At 67.0% G+C, this 4445-nt stretch carries 1 protein-coding gene; it reads right to left on the reverse strand.

The genetic code is table 11. The annotated features are described in order from the left end of the window. Nucleotides 1–135: 135 nt before the first annotated feature. Nucleotides 136–4445 (reverse strand): amino acid adenylation domain-containing protein (locus tag MOM01_RS22540; RefSeq protein WP_241387677.1); only part of this gene is annotated, 4310 nt, incomplete at its 5' end.

The following is a 4445-nucleotide window of genomic DNA, read 5'->3' on the forward strand; positions in this document are numbered from 1 at the left end:
CTACCAGATCCTCCCAATACGCCACGAGCCGCCTTCCCCCCGACGGACGACGGGCACGCCGAACACACACACGAACCTTCGATCCTAGCGGGCCGATGAGGACCTCCTGCCTCGGCTACGGGCTGGGCGAACCGATCACCCGCCGTTCCGCACGGCCACGGCCCGGTCGATGATCGCCTCGAGAGCCGCAGCGTACCCGTCGGCTCCCAGCGCCTGCAGGATTCCGGGCAGCAGGGCGGACAGTGCCACGGTGACGAGCGCGTCCGGCTTGAGCGCGCCGCCCATCGACTTGGCGACGGTCGTCAACTGCACGTCGAGTACGCCGAAGGTCACTTCCTTCCCAGCGTGTTCGATCGCGACCGCTCCCGGAGCGATCTCGGCTGCAGCGGAGACCAGGGTCGGCAGGTCCGCAACGGTCGGTCGCGGAGCGGCCTGTTCCAGTTCCCGCGCCGTACGGACATCCACGGAGCGCAGGACGACGGACGGGTCGGAGGTGACGGTCTCGAGTACTGCCACGAACCGTTCCGCGAACGCCGCGACCGTCGACTCGTCGAACAGGTCGGTCGCGTAGGTGATCAGCATCGGCATACCGACGAGCAGGCGGTTCGCACCGTATTCCTCGCCGATCGCCAACTGCAGGTCGACCTTCGCCTGCCCCAGATCACTGTCGAACGCCGAGATCTCGAGGCCGGGCAGTTCGAGCGAGGTCTGCTCGGTGTTCTGATAGGTGAGCATCACCTGGAACAGCGGCGAGTAGGCGGACGAACGCGAACGCCCCAAGGCGTCCACGAGACGTTCGAACGGGAGCTCCGCGTGAGCGAAGGCCGCGAGGTCCGCATCCCGAACCTCCTGGAGCAGACCCGAGAACGTCGTCGTCGGCGACACCTCGGTCCGCAGGACCAGAGTGTTGACGAACATGCCGATCAGATCGTCGAGAGCCTGCTCACCACGACCGGCGACCGGAGTACCGACGGTGATGTCGGAACTGCCGGACAACTTCGAGAGCACCACCGCCAGTGCGGAGTGCACGACCATGAAGACGGTCACGCGCTCCTGACGGGCGAGCGCCTCGATCCGCTCCGCGAGATCCGCCTCGACGGTGAACGCATAGGAGGCACCATGCGTCGACGGCCGAGACGGTCTCGGCCGATCGAGCGGGAGATCGAGCACCTCGGGAGCACCCTCGAGCCTCTTCGTCCAGTACCGCAACTGCTCCGCCGCGACACTGTGGGGATCCTCGTCGTCGCCCAGGACGTCGCGCTGCCACAGCGCGTAGTCCGCATACTGGACCCGCAGCGGTTCCCAGCCGGGCACCGACCCCTCGGACCGGGCGTGATAGGCGGTGACCACGTCGCGGGTCAGCGGTCCCATCGAGAACCCGTCCGCACTGATGTGGTGCACCACCACGACGAGGACGAACTCGGTCGGGCTCGTCTCGAACAGACGGATCCGGACCGGCACCTCCCGCGCGACGTCGAAACCGGTGGTAACAGCTTCTTCGACACGAGAACGAAGTTCCGCCTCATCCACCTCGACGTGCGGTACGTCGACGGTGAAGTCGGCCGCGGAGAGGACCCGCTGGACCGGGCCGGTGTCGGTGTCCGGATAGACGGTGCGCAGAATCTCGTGCCGGGTCACCACATCCCGTACCGCGGCGCGCAACGCCGGGATGTCGAGCAGACCGGAGAGCCGGATCACGACGGGGATGTTGTAGACCGCCGACGAGACATCGACCTGGTTGAGGATCCACATGCGCTGCTGCGCGAGCGACAGCGGTACGGCCTTCGGCCGTGGTCGGCGCGTGAGAGCGATCCGCGGGCGGCCCGAGGCCTCCTCCTCCGCCCGGGCGGTGAGCGCCCGCACGGTCGGGGCCTCGAACACTGCCCGGACCGGAACGCGGGTGTCGAGTGCCTCGCCCAACCTCGCGACCAGTCGCGTCGCGATCAGCGAGTTGCCACCCAACTCGAAGAAGTCGTCCTCGGCACCGACGCGGTCGAGGCCGAGAAGCTCGGCGAACACCGATGCGACGACCTCTTCGACCGGCGTTGCCGGAGCGACGAACTCGCGTGCCTCGAATACCGGGGCAGGAAGAGCCCGGCGATCGATCTTGCCGTTCACGTTCAGCGGAAGGCTGTCGAGCACCACGACCGCCGACGGCACCATGTACGACGGCAGCACGTCACGCAGCGCTGCCGTCACCCGGGCGGCGTCCACGTCGGTGTCGGGAGCCGGCACCACATATCCCACCAGCTGCTCGGCAGTGCGGTCGTCGCGGTGGACGGTCACCACACACTGCGCCACCTCGGGCAGCCCTCGCAGTGCGGCTTCGATGTCACCGAGTTCGATGCGGTAGCCCCGCAGCTTCACCTGGAAGTCGGCGCGACCGAGATATTCGAGTCGTCCCTCGTCCGCTCCGGCAGGACCCGTCGTCCATCGGACGACGTCACCGGTGCGGTACATCCGGGAACCGTCCCCTGCGAAGGGATCCGCGAGGAACCGTTCGGCGGTGAGGTCGCCGCGCTTGTGGTAGCCGCGAGCGAGCTGGGCACCGGACAGGTACAGCTCACCGGCGACACCCGGCAGCACCGGCCGCAGCCGCGAATCCAGCACGTACACGCGGCTGTTCCACACCGGTCCACCGATCGGCACTGTGGCACCCACGTCCTCGGTGACCTGCTGCTCGGTGATCGAGACGGCAGCCTCGGTCGGGCCGTACAGGTTGTACAGCTCCGCCGTGTTACCGGAGGACAGGAACCGTCGTGCCGTCTCGGCCGGGAGTTCCTCACCGATCGCGAGGATCCGGCGCAGCGCGTCGGGAAGCCTGCCGTTGTCCTCCTCGAGCAGGATCTGCAGCATCGACGGAACGACGTGCAGTGTGGTGACGCCTTCGGAGTCCATGAGCCGCATCAGATGGCCAGGATCACGATGCCCGTCCGCATCAGCGACGACGAGACGGCCACCGCACACCGCGGCAGACCAGAACTCCCACACCGACAGGTCGAAGGTGGCGACCGTCTTGAGCAGAACGGCATCGTCCGGGCCCATTCCGAAGCGGGCCCGCTTCCACAGCAGCTGGTTCGCCACTGCAGCGTGGGGAACGGCCACACCCTTCGGCCGGCCGGTCGACCCCGACGTGAAGATCACGTAGGCGGTGTTGGCCGGGCGCAGCGGCGCCGATCGTTCCTCTGCGCGAATCGGCGCATCCGACACCGCACTCACGTCGAGCGTGTCGATGAGAATCGACGAGCAGCTTCCGTGGCCGGTGAAACGGTCGCGCTCCGTGCTCAGGATGCACAGCGGGTCCGCGCTCGCGACGATCGTCGCGATTCGTTCGGCCGGCTGATCCGGATCGATCGGAACGTAGGCGGCCCCCGTCTTCGAGATCGCGTACATACCGACGACGAGATCGATCGACCTCCGGATCGCCAGTCCGATAAGAGATTCCGGACCGACACCACGGCCGATGAGATAGCGGGCGAGACGGTTCACCCGCGAATCGAGTTCGGCGTAGGTCAGTTGTTCGTCACCCGCGACGAGTGCGATCGCCTCGGGCGAGGCAGCAACCTGCTGCTCGTAGAGCGACACCAGGGTCGACGAGCTGTCGACCTCGTGTTCGGTGTCGTTCCACCGGACGAGCATGCGCTCACGCTCGGCCGGGTCGAGGAGATCCACCGCACCGACGCTCACCGAAGAATCCGCGGCGACCTCGTCGACCAACCGGACGAAGCGCTCCGCGAAGCCGTCGACGGTCGCCTGCTCGAACAGGTCCGAGGCATAGGTGAACGTCGCGTCCATGCCGGCCGGTTCACCGTCCGGCCCGTAGGTATCGGACAGGATCAGGTGCAGATCGAACTGCGCGAGTCCTGCGTCGACCTCGAACGGAGTGACATCGAGTCCGGGGAGCACGAACTCTCCGCGTTCCTGGTTCTGGAACGAGAAGCCGACCTGGACCAGCGGATGCCGCGCTGTCGAGCGGGTGGGATTGAGTACCTCGATGAGACGCTCGAACGGCACATCGGCGTGCGCGAAGGCGTCCAGATCCGTCTCCCGGACCGAAGCGAGCAGTTCGTCGAACGTCCTGTCCTGGGTCACCGGGGTGCGCAGGACCAACGTGTTGACGAACATGCCGATCAGATCGTCGAGGGCCTGCTCACCACGACCGGCGATCGGGGTGCCGATGGCGATGTCCTCACTACCGGACAACCGCGACAGCAACACCGCGAAGACGGCGTGGACGGCCATGAACAGGGTCGTGTTGTTGCTGCGGGCGAGCACCGACAGTGCGCGATGCTGTTCCGCCGTGAGAGTGAAGGTCGCGCGACCACCCCGGAACGACTGCACCGCGGGACGCGGATGGTCGGTCGGGAGGTCGAGCTGCTCCGGTGCGTCCTGCAACGTCTCGATCCAGTACGCGAGTTGTCGGGAGATCAGCGAGTCCGGATCGT

Origin of the sequence: Rhodococcus sp. CH91, from assembly GCF_022554085.1 — a bacterium.
GTDB lineage: Bacteria > Actinomycetota > Actinomycetes > Mycobacteriales > Mycobacteriaceae > Rhodococcus.